The sequence below is a fragment of the Bdellovibrio bacteriovorus genome (genome assembly GCF_002208115.1).
GTDB lineage: Bacteria > Bdellovibrionota > Bdellovibrionia > Bdellovibrionales > Bdellovibrionaceae > Bdellovibrio > Bdellovibrio bacteriovorus_C.
Genome location: NZ_CP020946.1, coordinates 666,926 through 682,907, shown reverse-complemented (window position 1 = coordinate 682,907; position 15,982 = coordinate 666,926). Strand labels below are relative to the sequence as shown.

Annotated in this window: 13 protein-coding genes and 2 pseudogenes; 8 read left to right on the top strand and 7 right to left on the bottom strand. The window is 51.9% G+C overall.

Annotation, left to right across the window (positions count from 1 at the left end; genetic code table 11):
* Nucleotides 1–20 precede the first annotated feature (20 nt).
* From B9G79_RS18625 to B9G79_RS03370, 7 genes and pseudogenes are all read left to right on the top strand, one after another.
* Nucleotides 21–572: pseudogene (locus tag B9G79_RS18625) on the top strand (Tll0287-like domain-containing protein); the annotation flags it as partial.
* A gap of 12 nt (nt 573–584) precedes the next feature.
* Complete coding sequence (locus tag B9G79_RS18620; protein WP_442857624.1) at nt 585–1,559, top strand: methyl-accepting chemotaxis protein; 975 nt, start codon at nt 585–587, stop codon at nt 1,557–1,559.
* A 78-nt stretch (nt 1,560–1,637) separates the two neighbouring features.
* Entirely contained in the window at nt 1,638–2,564 is a 927-nt protein-coding gene (locus tag B9G79_RS03385) for a universal stress protein (protein ID WP_088564300.1), read from the top strand.
* A gap of 236 nt (nt 2,565–2,800) precedes the next feature.
* Nucleotides 2,801–3,331, top strand: a pseudogene (locus B9G79_RS18615) (Tll0287-like domain-containing protein); the annotation flags it as partial.
* 12 nt (nt 3,332–3,343) lie between these two features.
* A complete protein-coding gene (locus tag B9G79_RS18610; protein ID WP_442857623.1) occupies nt 3,344–4,309 on the top strand; it encodes a methyl-accepting chemotaxis protein in 966 nt (321 codons plus the stop codon).
* A gap of 180 nt (nt 4,310–4,489) precedes the next feature.
* Complete coding sequence (locus B9G79_RS03375) at nt 4,490–6,274, top strand: hypothetical protein (protein WP_232469082.1); 1,785 nt, start codon at nt 4,490–4,492, stop codon at nt 6,272–6,274.
* A 44-nt stretch (nt 6,275–6,318) separates the two neighbouring features.
* Nucleotides 6,319–7,278 (top strand): 2-hydroxyacid dehydrogenase, encoded by a 960-nt coding sequence (locus B9G79_RS03370; RefSeq protein ID WP_088564298.1) that lies wholly within the window; start codon nt 6,319–6,321, stop codon nt 7,276–7,278.
* On the opposite strand, the gene murC is transcribed toward B9G79_RS03370, so the two are convergent.
* The 6 genes from murC to mraY form a co-directional block, all read right to left on the bottom strand.
* Nucleotides 7,275–8,636, bottom strand: coding sequence for a UDP-N-acetylmuramate--L-alanine ligase (gene murC, locus B9G79_RS03365; RefSeq protein ID WP_088564297.1), 1,362 nt, complete (start codon nt 8,634–8,636; stop codon nt 7,275–7,277). The genes B9G79_RS03370 and murC overlap by 4 nt on opposite strands.
* Nucleotides 8,633–9,706, bottom strand: coding sequence for an undecaprenyldiphospho-muramoylpentapeptide beta-N-acetylglucosaminyltransferase (murG, locus tag B9G79_RS03360; protein WP_088564296.1), 1,074 nt, complete (start codon nt 9,704–9,706; stop codon nt 8,633–8,635). Before murG ends, murC begins: the two co-directional genes overlap by 4 nt.
* Nucleotide 9,707: 1 nt before the next feature.
* On the bottom strand, nt 9,708–10,850 hold the full coding sequence (gene ftsW / locus B9G79_RS03355) for a putative lipid II flippase FtsW (protein ID WP_088564295.1): 1,143 nt from the start codon (nt 10,848–10,850) through the stop codon (nt 9,708–9,710).
* Nucleotides 10,851–10,948: 98 nt separating this feature from the next.
* Nucleotides 10,949–11,323 (bottom strand): hypothetical protein, encoded by a 375-nt coding sequence (locus B9G79_RS03350; protein WP_088564294.1) that lies wholly within the window; start codon nt 11,321–11,323, stop codon nt 10,949–10,951.
* 78 nt (nt 11,324–11,401) lie between these two features.
* Nucleotides 11,402–12,790, bottom strand: a complete 1,389-nt coding sequence (gene murD, locus B9G79_RS03345) for a UDP-N-acetylmuramoyl-L-alanine--D-glutamate ligase (protein WP_088564293.1) — start codon at nt 12,788–12,790, stop codon at nt 11,402–11,404.
* Nucleotides 12,791–12,794: 4 nt separating this feature from the next.
* On the bottom strand, nt 12,795–13,871 hold the full coding sequence (gene mraY, locus B9G79_RS03340) for a phospho-N-acetylmuramoyl-pentapeptide-transferase (RefSeq protein ID WP_088564292.1): 1,077 nt from the start codon (nt 13,869–13,871) through the stop codon (nt 12,795–12,797).
* A gap of 201 nt (nt 13,872–14,072) precedes the next feature.
* Between mraY and B9G79_RS03335 the strand changes: the two genes are divergently transcribed.
* Complete coding sequence (locus B9G79_RS03335) at nt 14,073–14,543, top strand: CBS domain-containing protein (RefSeq protein WP_088564291.1); 471 nt, start codon at nt 14,073–14,075, stop codon at nt 14,541–14,543.
* Nucleotides 14,544–14,560: 17 nt separating this feature from the next.
* On the opposite strand, the gene B9G79_RS03330 is transcribed toward B9G79_RS03335, so the two are convergent.
* Complete coding sequence (locus tag B9G79_RS03330; protein WP_088564290.1) at nt 14,561–15,982, bottom strand: UDP-N-acetylmuramoyl-tripeptide--D-alanyl-D-alanine ligase; 1,422 nt, start codon at nt 15,980–15,982, stop codon at nt 14,561–14,563.

The window sequence follows — 15,982 nt, the reverse complement described above, 5'->3', positions numbered from 1 at the left end:
ATAGCAGCGAAGGAGATTCTATGAAGTTTGGCACCAAGGTCATTTTAAACGTCGCTTTATCGTGTGTGGTCTGCACTCTGGCAGCGGTGGGAATCTCTTCTTCCAAAATCCACGAACAGGGACGCGACCAACTGGTCGACAAATCCCAGGCGATTCTTTCCCGCCTTGAATCCATGCGTGGATATGTGGCAACCTCCGGAAATCTGAAAGAGGACTTTGCCCAGGCCGTCGGAAAATATCCGGATGGCAACCTGCCTGAAGAAGTGCGCAAACAACTGCTGCGCAAAGTTCCCATCGTCGCATCAATGGCCGTGGGTTTTGAGAATGCAGAAAAAGACGGCTACAAATTCCGGGTCTTCACCGCAGCCCCGCGCCGCGAATCCAACAAAGCCACAACCTCTGAACTGGAAATCCTGAAGCGCTTTGAAGCAGAACCTGAACTGAAAGAGATCATCACCCGGGGCGATCACGAGGTCGTGGTCTATCGTCCCGTGCGTCTGTCAGAATCGCAAGGCTGCCTGCTGTGCCACGGAAATCCTGCCAACAGTCCCTGGGGCAACGGCAAAGACATTCTGGGTTACCCCATGGAAAACTGGAGCGACAACAAGCTTCACGGTGTGTTCGCAGTGACCTCTTCCACAGACCGTGTCGCCGAGGCCGCCAGCAACACCACCTACTCTATTTTGCTGTGGGCTTTGCTGATCACGGTCGTGATTCTGGCCGTTTCCTATGCACTGCTGCGCTCCCCTCTGGGCGCACTGCTGGAGGCGATTGCCACCCTCAACCGCGCCGGCACGCAGGTGTCGACCACCGGCAATGAAATCTTCAGCTCCAGCCAAAGCCTCAGCAATTCCGCCGTGAAGGCGGCGGCTTCCATCGAAGAAACCTCCGCTTCCACTGAAGAGGTCTCCAGCATGGTGAAAATGAATTCCCAGCACGCCTCCAAAGCCCGCGACCTGGCCCACACCGCCCAGGAAAAGGCGCGCATCGGTGAACGCGAGGTTCAGAAGCTGACGACATCCATGGATGAAATCACTTCCAGCTCAAAAAGAATCGAAGAGATCATCACGGTGATTGATGATATCGCCTTCCAGACCAATCTGCTGGCCTTGAATGCGTCTGTAGAGGCGGCCCGTGCCGGTGAACATGGCAAAGGCTTTGCTGTCGTCGCAGAGGCCGTTCGCAGCCTGGCACAACGAAGCGCCACTTCCGCCAAAGAAATTTCCAATCTGATCAACGACAGTGTTGAAAAGATTGAGTCAGGTCACGAAGTTGTTCGATCCAGTGCAGATTCATTAAAAGAAATCGTAACCACCATCGAAAAGCTGTCCGCCCTAAATACGGAAATATCCGGCGCCAGCTCAGAACAGGAACAGGGCATTCTGCAAATTAACAAGGCCTTGACCGACATGGATAAAATCACACAAGCCAACGCAGCGGCAGCCGAAGAGTGCGCTGCTGCTTCAGAAGAGCTGACGCGCCAGTCATCTGTTATGGAAGAAGCAGTCCAGCAACTGAATGTTATTATTAGCGGAAACTCAGACCAGGCCGCTTCGTGACCCAAAAATAGACAAATGATGACGGGAATCATAGACCCGCGCAGTTAAAGTGCTATCCTTCAAGACAAGGAGGATAGCATGACCACTCATTCACTTCTTATTGCCGACGAACTGGAACATAAAGACGAAGCCTCTTTGAAAAGATCCCAGGTGAACCGTCGCTTCGCCTCGGACCTGTCTGTCCGCCTGAATTGCCCGGTGTCTTTGTTGTATATCAAAACACTCAAAGACATTCCGGGACGACTGGCACTTTCCTATGCTGAAAAAGCCAAAATCATCAGCCACAAACATCATCAACTGGCCCCGGTCATGAACAACTTTGCTGTTCCCGGAAAGTTGATTGTGAAGTTCGGCTCGCCAGTGAAAGAAATCTCTGACGCCGTCAAAGACACCAACAGCGTTGAAGCTTTGATCGTCGGGTCCCGCGCACTCAAAGGGATGGACCGGTTCTTCCTGGGAAGCGTGGCCGAGGAAGTAGTGCGCAATGTGAAGCGGCCCGTTTACATCCTGGGCCCCGGCACTCAGCGCGACGACTACAGCCTGCCGACCAAAAAGGACCTGCGCATCGCCATCGTCACCGATCTGACGAAAAAGTGCCGCGCCTCTGAAACCTATGGCGTCAGTCTGGCGAAACGACTGGGTGCCCACGTTGTTCTTTATCATTCCGTCGCAGAAACCTTGCGCACGGTAGAGCAATACATGTTTGCTGCTGGGGAAGCGACTCCAAGTATCGACACCATCTATACTGACATCAAAAAAGACGCCCAGAGTTCCATGGAGAAAAAACTGGAGCGTCTGCGCAGCAAGGGCATTTCCTGCGAGGGCATCATTGAGCAGGAAAAAACTCCGCTGGTGGACACCTTCCTTGCGGGACCTGCCGGCAACTGCGATCTGATCTGCATGGGTGATGAAAGCCACGGCGGACTTCTGGGCACGCTTCTGGGATCCAACCTTCGCGACATGATCGCAAAATCCCCCGTTCCTGTAATTGTTGTGAGATCTTAACAGCTCGACCTTTTATTACAAATTCATTGCCCAAGGCAGGTGCTTAGTCACCTGCCTTTTTTTACTTCAATTTTAAACGCTCGCCGGACAAGTTATTAAGAAATATCCCCCGCCCGGTGGAGATGGCTTCTCACATTTGTAAGGAAGATTACAGAGCTTTTGTTCGATAAGAGCCTCATTCCAATTAAACAAAATAAGGAACAAGAGGTTTCAAAGTGAAGTTCAGCACCAAAGTTATGATCAGTATTGGCACTGCTTGCGTGATCTGCACGACCGCAGCTGTGATCGTGGCATCATCCCGCATCTCGCACGAAGGCGAATCCCATCTGGTCGAAAAATCAGAAGCGATCCTTTCCCGCCTGGAAGCCGTGCGCTCTTACGTGGCTTCCCAGGGTGGATTAAAAGCCAGCATCGAAAAGGCCATCGAGGATCATCCTGATGGCAATCTTTCCAAAGAATCCAAAATGGCCATCCTGAAGCAGGTTCCCATCTTTGCCGCAATGAAAGTGGGCGCTGAAGGCGCTGAAAAGGAAGGCTATACTTTCCGCATTTTCTCGGGTGAACCGCGCAATTCGGACAATCGCGCCACTCAGGAAGAAATGGACATTCTGAAAAAATTTGAGGCCGATCCAAAATTGGAAGAGCTCACGGCAACCACCGACAATCACGTGATCGTATACCGTCCGGTGCGCCTTTCATCCAGTCAGGGGTGCATGAACTGCCACGGCTCCCCTTCCCAGTCCCCTTGGAAAAACGGCAAGGACATTCTGGGCTATCCCATGGAAGACTGGTCCGACGGTAAACTGCATGGCGGTTTCGCTGTGATTTCAAGCAAAGACAAAGTCAAAGCCGCAGCTACCGATGCCACCATGTACATCGTGCTTGTTGCCGTGGGCCTGTCGATTGTTGCCATGGGCCTGGCCTTTGTGGTGTTAAACCGCCCAATGAAGGCCCTTTCCGGCATCGCGGTGAAACTGAAAGAAACAGGCACCAGTGTCGCCCAAGCCAGCTCTGAAATCTCCAAGTCCTCTCAAGACCTCAGCAGCGCCGCCACGACGGCCGCGGCCTCCATCGAACAGACGACTTCGGCCACCGAGGAAATGTCGAGCATGATCAAGCTGAATGCCGGACACACCAACGAAGCCCGCTCACTGGCTGAAACCGCGCAGGTCAAAGCCCGCCATGGCAAAGATGAGGTCGAAAAGCTGATTCTTTCCATGGATGACATTGCGAAGAGCTCCAAGAAGATCGAAGAGATCATCTCAGTTATTGACGATATCGCCTTCCAGACCAATCTTCTGGCCCTGAATGCGGCAGTGGAAGCGGCCCGCGCCGGAGAGCAAGGCAAAGGCTTCGCCGTAGTTGCGGAGGCCGTGCGCGCACTGGCACAAAGAAGTGCCACGTCCGCCAAAGAGATCGCCACCCTGATCGAGGACAGCGTTCACAAAATTGAAAGCGGTCACGAGGTTGTTCAGGCCAGCGGCACGATGCTGAATGAAATCGTGGTGCAGATCGAAAAACTGACGGCGTTGAATATTGAAATCTCCACCGCCAGCACGGAGCAGTCCCAGGGGGTCAGCTCGATCAACATGTCCATCAATGAACTGGATCGTGTGACCCAGAACAATGCCTCGGCCGCGGGTGAATGTGCCTCGGCCGCTGAAGAGCTTGCCCAGCGATCCCAGCAGATGGATTCGATGGTTCAGGAACTGATCTCGGTCGTCGAAGGTCGCAAAGCCGCCTGATTTTTATCCCCCAAAAAGGGTGTCTCAAAACGAGACACCCTTTTTTCGTCTTCCCCATTTTGTCATATGCGCAAGCCATGGACGCTCCTCCTTGCCTGATTCTTAACTGGCGCTGGACAGCCCTTTGCAGTTTTTGCGGGTATGAAACTGAAATCCCTGCTCTGTCTTGGACTGCTGGTTATGCTTGGGAGCCCTTCTGTCGAAGCGGCCACCAAACGCATTTGCACAATGACCCTGAATTCCGCGGACGAAAAAGAGGCGTTGAGACAGCTTTACGCTTCCCAGGATGTCGAGATCACCGAGCTTGTTCCCACGGAAGGCAAGAACCCCCGCTGGCTGCAAAACGCCTGCAACTCCGGCATTCAATGTGACGTGCTTTTGATTTCCGGCCACTTTGGGGGCGTGTTCTTTGGGGAAGGCAACAGCACCACTCTGGATCTGAAGGAAATCGAAAGGCTGAGCTGCGAAAACTCCTGCCCGGGGATTTTAAGCAAACCCAAAGACGTCTTCCTGATGGGCTGCAACACCCTTTCCAGCAAAACCCCGGACAAACGCTCGATTGAAGAGTACGTGGAAGTTCTGATCAAGAACGGATTTCCCCGTGACCTTGCTGAACGCGTGGCTTTTTCCCGCTATTCCGAATACGGCATGAGCATCAGTCAGATCTTTTCTTCGGCCTTTAACAACGTCGAGCGCCTGCATGGTTTCACCAGCACCGGACCCATGGGAAAAGTCGCAGGCCCCCTGCTGAAGAAAGCCCTGCGCGACACCAGCGCACAGACTCTGTTCAGCAAAGGCCCGGATACAAAAAAGCTGAATCAGCTTTTTGCCGGGATGAGCTATCGCATCGTCGCACCCAAGACCGAGTCCGATCCAAACTACAAGGCCCTGACCTGCAACGCGTATTCTGAAAGCATCAACGAAAATCGCGAAGCCATCCATTTCCTGGCCAAGAAACTGCATCTGAAGAAATACTATGAACCTCTTTTGGAAGCGACCCAGAATCCGCTGTTCATGGCGCTGCTGCAGGACACTTTGCGTGCTTCGGCTGAAGCCACCCGCAACTTTGAAAACTTCTTCCTGCAAATCGGCTCTGCGCGCTCTTTGCCACTGAAAATGAAAATGCAATTCCTGGATCTGCAGGCGCAATTGGGACTTCTCCCGGATATGGTGAAAGCTGAACAGCAGGAACGCCTGATCCGTCAGCGACTAGGGGACGGTTTGAACTTTATCGTGACAGACCAGTTCTGCGCCATGAAGGATCTGCTGAAGACCACCGAGCTGAAAGCCAGTTGGCTGCAATATACTTCCGATGCATGGCAATTCATCCCGCGCCTGTCCCAATGCTTCGGAAGCTATGACATGGGCATCGAAGGCCTTCTGAAAGAGATGATGTACAGCAACGAATCCCCGATTCGTCGCGAAGCTTTGCGCGCGCTCAAGGGCCGTTTGTATTCCCACGATTTCAGTCAGTTGCTGAAAGCCTCGGCCCAATGGCCACAACGCGACCGTCTGGACATGAGCTACAGCATCGGCCTGAAGGCCCCGACAGAAATGCTGCCGCAAATGGTGGAAACATGTTTGCAGAAAGCGGCTTCCGGTGACAACGCTGAATCCCGCGATGGCTATCGCTGGTATTGTTACAACCAGTTTGAACCGCTGATTGACAATCCTTTGAAATGTCATCTTTTCGCCCGCCGTTTTGAAACACAAAGTGTGACCGGCGTCGACTGGAATTGTTTGACCCGATTTAACCACGATATCCACCTGGGGTCGTGTCTTGAAGCGGCCGATCGCAATGCCGATGTAGAGAGTTCCGACAATGTTCGTTGGTACTGCTGGTCCAAATTGTCTGAACAAAAACAATTGAGCCGGTCCGAATGTCTTGCTTTGGCCTCTTCAATGAAAATTCAAGGCAACCGCTTCAAAGCCAACTGGAATTGCATGAATCGTATAGCAAATTGACCCGAAGGCCTGCGGGGTTTACAACGTAAACACTGGAGGCCTCGATGAAACACATCCTGCTCTTTTCCTTTCTGCCACCGGCTTCGGTCCTTGAACGCGCATTAAGTCAGTTCAAAGCCACGATTTCGGCCAAAGAACTTTCCGTCGAAGAAATGCTGGATCAGGTTCACAAGATCCAGCCTGCTGCCATCGTGGTTGTACCCCGTCAGAAAATTACTGCCGATGTCATTAAAGCTCTGCCCGATTCCGTAAAAATCATCGCCACCTCCAGTGTGGGATTTGAACACCTGGATATCAGTGCCGCCAAAGAGCGCGGCATCCTTCTTAGTAACACTCCGGAAGTGCTGACCGAGTGCACGGCGGATCTGGGAATGATGCTGCTTTTAAATGCCTGCCGTCGCGGACGCGAGTATCTGTCCATCATGCAGGACGGCTGGAGAAAAACCTACAGCCAGACGGACATGCTGGGCCTGCAGGTCAGCGGCAAAACTTTGGGGATTCTGGGCATGGGCCGCATCGGCCGGGCTCTTGCCGACCGCGCCCGCGGTTTTGGCATGAAGATCATCTATTGCAACAACAAACGATTGCCGCCGGAACTTGAAAAAGATGCCGTGTATTTTAAAAACTTCCACAACATGCTTCCGCACTGTCAGATCATTTCCTTAAATGCACCCAGCACTCCGGAAACCAATGGCATCATGGACAGCAAAAGCTTTTCGCTGCTACCGAAAAACGCGGTGCTGGTGAATGTAGGGCGCGGGAATCTGGTGAATGAGGATGCTTTGATCAAAGCGCTGCAAAGCGGTCATCTGTTTGCGGCCGGACTTGATGTGTTCTGCCATGAACCTGATTACAACTTGAAGCTGCGTGATTTTCCGAATGTGTTTTTAACTCCGCACATGGGAAGTGCGACGGTCGAAACCCGATCCGCCATGGGTCACCGGGCTTTGGACAATGTCACCGCGGCGCTGGAAGGCCAACGCCCCGGGGATTCTTTGTATTAAAGCTGATTCAGGACATCCAGTCCCAGTTTCCAGCCGTCTCCGGCACCGAGGGTGACAAACACGTCGCCTTCTTTCAACATGCCCAGAATTTTCTGAGTCGCTTTTTCATCACGCACAAAATACTGGGCGTGTTCATGTTTCATTTCTGAAGCCAGCTTTTCACTGGTCACGCCTGGAATTGGCGCTTCACCCGCCGGATAGATATCTGTCAGCAGAACCTGATCGGCTTCCATAAAGGCCGTGGTAAAGTCATGCCAGCAGTGCTGTGTGCGGGAATAACGATGCGGCTGGAAGAAAACCACCAGTCTCTGCTTCGGATACTTTTCACGGAAGGCCTGCAAAACGGCGCGCACTTCAGTCGGATGGTGACCATAGTCATCGTAAATTTTGATGCCTTTTTTCTCGCCCTTGAAGTGGAATCGACGATCCACGCCTTCATAGCGCTGAAGACCCTTGGCGCATGTTGCAAACGGAATCCCCGCGGCCACACCCGCACAAATCGCCGCCACCGCATTCAAAGCATTGTGACGACCCGGAACCTTTAGATTGAACTCACCCACCAGATGTTTTGTACCCAGAAGACGATCATTGCGGTGAACCGCATAGTGCCCCTGCTCTCCGGTCACAACCAAATCGTTCTTTTCATCGAAGCCATAGAACAGGATTCTTTTCGGGAAGTTTTCAAAGATCTGACGAACCAGCGGATCATCGCCACACACGATGACCTTGCCATAGAAAGGAACTTTCATCGCGAAGTCGTGGAAAGACTTCTGCACATTTTCAAAGGTCTTGAAGTGTTCCAGGTGGTCCGAGTCAATATTGGTGATGATCGCAATTTCCGGGGACAGCTTGTGGAAGCTTCCGTCGGACTCATCGGCTTCGGCCACCAGCCATTCACCGGAACCCAGCATCGCTGTGGACTTGATCAGTTCAAAGCGGCCGCCGATCACAATCGTCGGGCTTAGGTTGGCCTCCAGGAAAATCGCAGAAGTCATGGACGTTGTGGTGGTCTTTCCGTGCGTCCCCGCCACTGCGATACCGCGCTTCAGGCGCATGATTTCCGCCAAAGCCTCGGCACGCGGGATCAGAGGAATCTGCCGAGCGCGCGCTTCGGAGATCTCGGGGTTTCCGTATTGAATCGCACTGGAATAGACCACAACGTCAGCGTCCCCCACGTTGCTGGAAGCGTGGCCTTTAAAGACCTTCACACCCAGTTCTTTCAGTCTTTCCGTGTTGGCGTTTTCAGCCTGGTCACTGCCGGATACTTTCGCGCCGATATTGTGCAACAGCTCCGCGAGGCCGCACATACCGATGCCTCCAATACCTACGAAATGGAATTTGGCGTGCTGTAACTTCATTGCAGGATTTCCTTTGCGATCACGGTCGCAGAATGAGGGATATAGAAGTTCTTTATATTCCGAACCATTTGATCGCGCAAATCTTTATCGGCCCGCAAAGATTGGACTTCTGAAATCAACCTTTCCGGCGTTAAATCTTTCTGCAGAATCATCCGGCCGGCATTTTTCTGCACCAGGCTTTCTGCATTCTTCTGCTGATGGTCGTCCGCAGCCGGCAAAGGCACAATGATAGGAATAATGCCAAACGCCGCCGCTTCCGCAATCGAGCTGGCCCCACCACGGCAGACAATGATGTCAGCCCACTGATAATACTTGGCCATGTCATAGATGAACTCAAACGGCTGCACTTCGCACGGCGCATTTTTGTACTTTTCAGTCACTCGCTCAAGATCCGCGCTGCCCAACTGATGAACGACAGAAAGGTCTTTCACCCATTCCCCCCCGCTCATCACGGCATCGCTCAGACAGTTGTTGATGATACGGGATCCCTGACTGCCGCCAAAAGCCAGCAGGTGGAATTTTTGATTTTCAGAGGTGCTGTGCACAGCCGCTTCGATTTCAGCACGAACCGGCATACCGGTTTGGATGATGCTGTCACCCTTGAGATGTTTTTTAGCTTCGTTGAAAACCACAAAGCACTTGTCGACAAAGCGGGACAAGATACGGTTGGCCATGCCTGGCATTGCATTGGGTTCCCACACCGCCGTGTTAAAGCCAATAATGCTGGCTGCCAGCACAAACGGACCGGAAGCATAACCACCCACCCCGATCACATACAAAGGCTTTAGCTGCCCCAGCAAACGGATGGATTGCCACAGACCCACCGGAATCTTCAACAGGGTCTTCAGTTTCTGAATCGGACTTTTCACATTTAATTGACCGGATTCGATCAGATGCAGAGGGAAACCCTCGCGAGGAACAATCTTGCTTTCAAGACCCCGAGCCGTGCCGACAAAGTGCACCTCGATGCTGGGATCAAGCTTTTGCAAAGCCCGGGCGATGGCAATACCCGGATAGATGTGTCCGCCAGTGCCTCCGCCGGCGATCACGATATTTTTCTTAACAGTCATTTTAATTTTTCACCTTTGAAGCTGTCCAACGGGAACCAAAGCGACGGGAAAACTTGTCTTCTTCGAAAGAGTTCTCGATGTTCAGAATAAGTCCAAACATAAAGCACAGGGACACCAAAGAGCTTCCCCCGTAACTCAAGAACGGAAGAGTCAAACCTTTGGTGGGAAGAAGTCCCATCACCACCCCTGCATTGATAAATACACTCAAGCCAAATGTCACTGACAAACCCAGAGCCAATGCTCTTTTGAATGGCTCCTCAGCTTTGACCGCAATCTGCATTCCGCGGAAAACAACAAAACCGTACAATGCCAAAATCAGAACGAAACCGACAAAGCCCATTTCTTCACCCAGCACGGCCAGGGTGAAGTCGGTGTGCGCCTCTGGAAGGAAGAACAGTTTCCCCTGCCCTTGCCCCAGACCTGCGCCGGTCAATCCGCCGGAATGGAAACTCAGCATACTTTGAATCACCTGGAAGCCTTTTTGCGCCGGGTCCGCCCATGGATCCAGGAAGGCCAGAACACGTGCGCGGCGGTAAGGCACACTCATCACCAGGAAATAGAACGCCGGAATCATCACCGCCACCGCACCAATGATGTATTTCCACTGCAAACCGAAGGCAAACAACAAAGTCACCGCCACCATGACGATGATGGCAAAGGTTCCAAAGTCAGGTTGTTTCAGCAGCAACGCCATCGGAGCCACCAGGGCCACAAAAATCCAGTGCCACTTAACACGCCCCAGGAAGTTTTCCTGACGGCACAGCAAACTTGCAAACCACACACTGAAGGCGATTTTCAAAAGTTCGCCCGGCTCAAAGCGCACCCCGAATGGCAACTGAATCCAGCGGATCGCTCCACCCACACGAACCCCCAGGCCCGGAACGAAAGTCGCCAACACCCCCAGTGTCGCCACCAGCCACAAAGCCCAACCGTATTTTTCAATGTAACGGAATGGAATATGGATGGTGGTCACCAGCACGCCCATGGCCAGAATCGTGAAAATCAATTGTCGTTTGAAGAAGAACAGACCGTCGCCATAGGATTCGATCGCGAAGATAAAACTGGAAGAATAAACTTGAACCAGCCCGATTCCTAAAAGAGTGATGATGGCAAGAAACAGGCTGCTGGACAGATATCTCAACATAAACGTGGACTCCCGAGAAAGTGGCTTCACCAGCCACTTTCTAAGTTAATCAGAAGTCCAGATTAAGGTCTATCGGGTCGGAAAAAAGCTGGACCCGATTACTCGGAGATCACTTCAGCGTCAGACTGCTCTGCTTCCTGTTTGGAAGGTGTCACTGGAGCCTTTTTCGGAGCGGCAGCTTTGCGCTCCCCACGTCCGGCTGTAGCGCAGCAATAGATCACACCATTCTGATCGGAAGTGTTTTTGTAGTTGGTGATAGAGAAGTTGCGGTTGGCGTCGCAGCGATTGGCCATTTTCATGCTCAGTTCAACATCCAGATCATGGTAAACATCACCACTGAGGAATTCGCAGAACATGCCTGTGCTGGCTGCCATCTTTTCACGTTGTTCCTGGCGGGCCTTGAAAGATCCGGAAGCACAACCGGAAAGAACCAATACGCTTGAAGAGAATAAAAGGAAAAGACGACGAGACACGGGGAGCCCTCCTGGCAATGTTAATACTCAAAGGGCCTCATCCTCGGGGCCCTTTGCTTGTTTCTTGATTGTAAATTATCAGTGAAACTTTCTCACGATTTCTTTGAAATAATCGCCGCGTTCTTCGAAACTGTCAAACATGTCGAAGCTTGAGCAGCCCGGAGAAAGCAGGACAACGTCCCCGATTCTCGACTTTTGGTAAGCGATCAAAACCGCCTCCTCAAATGTACCGATCAGGAAGGTTTCAGAGAAGTCACCAAGGTCGCGATTGATACGTTCTTTGGCTTCCCCGACCAAGATCAGGGTTTTCACCTTGCGTTTCACGGAAGTGCGCAAAGGCTCATAATTCAGATTCGTATCTTTACCCCCGGCGATCAGGATCACGTTTTCATCGAAAGTGTCCAAAGCGCGCAGAACCGCATGCACGTTGGTGGCCTTGGAGTCGTTGTAGAACATCACCCCGCCCACTTTGCGCACGTATTCGATACGGTGAGGCAGACCGGTGAAAGTGTTGATCACTTTCTGAACCGCTTCACGGGTTGCACCATGTTCGCGGGATGCCAGGATCGCCGCCATGATGTTTTCCACGGAATGTTTACCGCGCATTTTCATGCCCTTGATATTGAAGCTTTCGATCTCTGGGCCGGTACGAACACGGATTTCGTCGCCGATATTCACAGCGCCACCGATGTTCATGATTTGAGGTTCCAAAGCCGGTTTGCGGGAGAAGTAGAAGATACGACCGCGCTGAACTGCCGGATCACGAGCCAACTCAACAACCGCGTTGTCATCCGCATTCAGAATGCTGGTGGTTGCCTGGTTGGTGTTTTTGAAGATACGGCGTTTTGCATTGACGTATTCTTCCATGGAACGGTAACGATCCAGGTGGTTTTCAGCCAGGTTCGTGAACACGATGTTGCCTGGATTGAAAGTGTCACAGTGTTCAAGCATGAAGCTTGATACTTCCGCGATCACCACTTGAGCTTTGTCATCCAGACGCAGGTAATCCACCAGCGGCTTTTCATTCGCCCCGCCCACCCAGGTTCTTACACCGGATTCAGTCAGGATCGCCTCAGTGATTTTCGCGACTGTGGTTTTACCGTTGGTACCAGTCAGACCGATGATCGGCTCTTTGATAAAGCCGGCAGAGAATTCGAACTCTCCGGTGATCTTGATGCCTTGGGAGCGGGCATAATCAAAGATTTTCAGATTGCTTGGAACGCCCGGAGAAAGAATCACCAGATCCTGAGCAATGAAAGTTTTCGGGCTGTGGCCGCCCAGCTCAAACTTGATTGGCAAATCACCCAGTTGCTCCAACTGAGCAGAAAGCTCCGGCTTGGATTTGTGGTCTGTCACTGTCACTTGTGCGCCATGTTTGGTCAGGAAGTGAGCCAGGGAAACACCCGTCTTGCCCAATCCCACAACCAAAATGCGTTTGTCTTTTAAATCACTATACTCTTTATACATCTTCTTACCTCAACTTCAGAGTGGCCAAACTTAATACTGCAAGCAAAATGGAAATGATCCAGAAACGAACAATGATCTTGGTTTCGGTCAATCCGCCCAATTCAAAGTGGTGATGAATCGGCGCCATTTTGAAAACTCTTTTACCGGTCATTTTGAAAGAGATCACCTGAGTGATCACTGACAATGCTTCGACCACGAAAACCCCGCCCAGGACAAGCATCAACAACTCATTTTGAGTGATGACAGCCATGGAACCCAGGAAACCGCCCAGGGACAACGAACCCACGTCACCCATGAAAACTTGCGCCGGATACGCATTGAACCAAAGGAAGCCCATGCCCGCCGCCACGATGGTCGCCGCCACAATGGTCAGCTCCCCTGCGCCCACGACGTGAGGGATTTGCAGATAGTTCGCAATCGAGAAGTGGCCCGTCACATAGGCAAACAGACCCAAAGTCGCCGCCGAGATCATCACCGGAACAATCGCCAGTCCATCCAGACCGTCTGTCAGGTTCACCGCATTGGCGGTGCCCACCACAACAAGGGCAGCAAAGATCACATAGAAGTAACCCAGATCAATAGCAACGGACTTTACAAATGGAATGGTGACTGCGGTGCTCAGACCGTGGAAGTGAACCAGGGCCAAAACCACAAGTCCGCTGATCAGAAACTCGCCAGCCAGACGGATTTTACCGGACAGACCCTTGGAGTTCTTTTTGCTGACTTTCAACCAGTCATCCATGTAACCGATCAAACCAAAGCCCCAAGTGATAATCAGAACACCCCACACCAGCGGGTTCATCATATCCACCCACAACAGGCAGGGAATCAAAGTGGAAAGAAGAATCAAACCACCACCCATGGTTGGTGTGCCGGCTTTCTTTTTGTGAGTTTGAGGACCGTCATCGCGGATCGCCTGACCAAAGTGCTTCAACTGAAGACGTTTGATAAAATGCGGACCCCAAATCCAGCACAGCAAAAAGGCTGTGAAGAAGGCGATAAAGGTTCTGACCGTGATGTACCTGAAAACGTTCAGTGGCGAGAATTCATCCGCCATTGAGTAAAGCCATTGGTAAAGCATGCTGCGCTGATCCCCTGTTGTGACCTAAAAATTTAAATTTGCTAGGAACTTAAAGGGTTTAGCATATTCGCTGGACAAAAATCAAGCGAAAGTTCGTAAGTATATGTAATCACTAATGTTTAAAGAATTATCTGTGATATGACAGGGCTCATGTTCCGCGCCCTTGAAAGTGCTAAAATAAGAGCAAGCAAGGAGGTCGTTGTGAAAATTGCGTTGAAAGACCATATGACCCGAAAACTCATCACTGTCAGTAAGGACGCGACAGCTTCAGAAGCTTTGCGCCTGATGACCAACTATTGGATTCGTCACCTTCCCGTCATGGATGAAGAAGAGGATTATATCGTCGGTATGCTTTCCGAGCGGGATCTGTTGCGTTCTCCGCACGCCGAAACTCCTGTTGGAAAGCTCATGAGTTCACCCTTAAAAACATTCCCGATCGAAGCCCCGATGAAAGCCGTCGTTGATGCGATGATTGAAGAAAAGGTTTCGGCCTTTCTGATCACAAAAGACGATGAAGTTGTCGGCATCGTGACTTCGGAAGACATGCTGGTGCTGCTGGATCAGATTCTGAAAAAAGATGAGTCCTCGGACGCCCCATGGGTGTTGGGAGATTTGTTCTCAAATCCCCTGCTGCAACGAACCGCCTATCTGGTCGGACAAGCCGGAGTCTAACCAGGAACCTTTTGGGATTACTGTTTTTCGGCGAAATCCAAAGGCTCACACGGGAAGACGAAGCGCTCTAGCTTTGTCCCGCGTGAGGCTTTGACGACGGCGATGTCGCCAGCTTTCAGGAAGCCCGCCAGATCCTGGCCGGAAGAATCTTTATAGTCTTTTTCAATCAGCGCCAGATTTTTGTATCCGGTGCTGTTCAAACCTTTGGCGAAGGCTTCGGCGTCATCACCAATGAAATATACTTTATCAAAGCCTGCTTGGCCGACCCAGGTGCCCAGCTCTTCATGCAGGTTCGCGGATGCAGATCCCAGTTCACGCATTTGACCGAACACACCGACTTTGCGACCCGGAACGGTCAATAGTTTCATATTGTCGATCAGAGCCTTCATGCTGTCAGGATTTGCGTTGTAAGCATCAAAGATCATCTGCGCACCGGATTTCAAGTGCACCAACTGGTTACGCCCCCAATTGGTCTTGCAGGCAGGAAGCCCCGCCCACACCTGCGCTGGAGTCATTCCCACCGCCAGCCCCACGCTGGCCGCCGCCATCAGGTTCGTCAGATTTTGAGCACCGAACACCTGAACGCGCGCAGTTCCCGCTTCGCCACCGATGGAACCCTTGATCGAGATTTCATTCATGTTCATGGAAGAAATCATCAAGTGCACATCCGCACGCGGATCTTCGGAAGAGAACGTCAGGATGCGCGCTTTCGGGAATTTTTCGCGCGCCTTCACGTACATGTTGTGGGTTTGTGTGTTGTCCAGATTGTAAATACGCACAGTCTGATCACCGGAAGCTTCATAGATTTCCTCTTTGGCCTCCGCCACCTTTTCGATGGTGCCGAAAAATTCCATGTGCGCACGCCCCACCATGGTGCAAACCACCACGTCCGGTTCGGCAATATGCACCAGCTCGGTGATTTCACCGGCGTGATTCATCCCCATCTCAATGATGGCAACATCCTTTTTCGGAGGCAGTTGCAACAACGTGAAAGGAACACCCCAATGATTGTTGAAGCTGCCTTTGTTGTAGTGAACGTCCATGGCAGAACCCACCAGCGCCGCCGTGAATTCTTTGGTGGTGGTTTTGCCATTGGAACCCGTGATCCCGACAATGCGGGCGCTGGATTCGTGACGAGCCCAATTGCCCAGCTTCTGCAATGCTTTCAAAGTATCAGGAACCAGCAGGATCGTGGCTTTGTCTTGAAGTTTTTCGGTGTGAGCGTTTTCTTCATGCACCATCAAACCCGCGGCGCCTGATTCCACCGCTTTGTCCAGGAAGTTGTGGGCGTCAAAAGCCTCACCTTTAAGCGCGATGAAAAGCTGGCCCTGCAACTGGGCGCGGGTGTCGGTGCCAATGCCAGCAAAATGGGTTTCTTTCTGGCTCAGGATCTTTGCACCTGTGACTTTAACGATGGTTTGCAGGTCCATGGCTCTCAT

Coding starts and splice junctions, on each gene's coding strand:
- B9G79_RS18610 (WP_442857623.1), top strand. CDS start 3,344: ATGGAAGACTGGTCCGACGGTAAACTGCATGGCGGTTTCGCTGTGATT.
- murC (WP_088564297.1), bottom strand. CDS start 8,636: ATGAAGTTACAGCACGCCAAATTCCATTTCGTAGGTATTGGAGGCATC.
- B9G79_RS03375 (WP_232469082.1), top strand. CDS start 4,490: ATGCTTGGGAGCCCTTCTGTCGAAGCGGCCACCAAACGCATTTGCACA.
- B9G79_RS03385 (WP_088564300.1), top strand. CDS start 1,638: ATGACCACTCATTCACTTCTTATTGCCGACGAACTGGAACATAAAGAC.
- murD (WP_088564293.1), bottom strand. CDS start 12,790: ATGTATAAAGAGTATAGTGATTTAAAAGACAAACGCATTTTGGTTGTG.
- B9G79_RS18620 (WP_442857624.1), top strand. CDS start 585: ATGGAAAACTGGAGCGACAACAAGCTTCACGGTGTGTTCGCAGTGACC.
- B9G79_RS03370 (WP_088564298.1), top strand. CDS start 6,319: ATGAAACACATCCTGCTCTTTTCCTTTCTGCCACCGGCTTCGGTCCTT.
- murG (WP_088564296.1), bottom strand. CDS start 9,706: ATGACTGTTAAGAAAAATATCGTGATCGCCGGCGGAGGCACTGGCGGA.
- B9G79_RS03330 (WP_088564290.1), bottom strand. CDS start 15,982: ATGAGAGCCATGGACCTGCAAACCATCGTTAAAGTCACAGGTGCAAAG.
- ftsW (WP_088564295.1), bottom strand. CDS start 10,850: ATGTTGAGATATCTGTCCAGCAGCCTGTTTCTTGCCATCATCACTCTT.
- mraY (WP_088564292.1), bottom strand. CDS start 13,871: ATGCTTTACCAATGGCTTTACTCAATGGCGGATGAATTCTCGCCACTG.